The organism is Aminobacter sp. P4_D5 (genome assembly GCF_056401815.1).
The window spans coordinates 1-767 of the sequence record NZ_JBFUIP010000609.1 but is presented as its reverse complement, the minus strand read 5'-3'; the positions used below and the strand labels follow the sequence as shown (position 1 = coordinate 767).

2 protein-coding genes are annotated in these 767 nt (G+C 66.9%); one reads left to right on the top strand and one right to left on the bottom strand.

Annotation, left to right across the window (positions count from 1 at the left end):
• Window positions 1-265 (top strand): cytochrome b (locus AC1DWF_RS33840; RefSeq protein WP_476842865.1); only part of this gene is annotated, 265 nt, incomplete at its 5' end.
• A 33-nt stretch (window positions 266-298) separates the two neighbouring features.
• Here the strand turns inward: AC1DWF_RS33840 and aat are convergent.
• Window positions 299-767: leucyl/phenylalanyl-tRNA--protein transferase (gene aat / locus AC1DWF_RS33835; RefSeq protein ID WP_476842864.1), on the bottom strand; the 469-nt coding region annotated here is incomplete at its 5' end.

Genomic DNA, 767 nt, shown 5'->3' with positions numbered 1-767 from the left:
GCTCTACCTGGCGCTGATCTTGCAGCCGCTGCTGGGTTTCTTCACGACCAATGCCTACGGCTTTCCGCAGGCCGGCGACACCGCCTATCTCGGGCTGATCGACTTCCCCAAGTTCATGGAGACCAATGAGCCTGTGGCAAACACGCTGCTCATGCTGCACGCCTGGGTGGGCTGGTCCATCCTGGTGCTGCTCTGCATGCATATCGGCGCGGTGATCTTCCACCAGGCGATCCGCAAGGATGGCACGCTGCTCCGCATGGTTTGACGCCCTCGGGCGCCCGCCGCATTCGCGGCAGGGTCATCCTCCCGGCTCTTCGCCCGCCCCCCGCAGCCGCGCGATCTCCCCGGCCAGCACTTCGTCCGGCAGATCGTCCGGGAATTGCGCGGGCACCTCCACCGCGACCGACAGCATCCGCTTGTAGATGGCCCGCGGCACCTCCTCCGTGCCGAACTGCGTCAGGTGCGAGGTCTGGAACTGCGCATCCAGCAAGGTGAACCCGCCCAGCCGCAGCCGCGCCACAAGGTTGACCAGCGCGATCTTCGAGGCATCGTCGGCCCGGCTGAACATGCTCTCGCCGAAGAAGGCGCCGCCCATCGCCACGCCATAGAGCCCGCCCACTAGCTCCTCGCCGCGCCAGGACTCGATGGAATGCGCATGCCCCTCCTCATGAAGGGTGAGGAAGAGCGAGCGGATCTCGGCGTTGATCCAGCTCTCCGGCGAGCTCGGCCGGGGGGCGGCGCATTCGTCGATGACGCGCTCGAAGGCC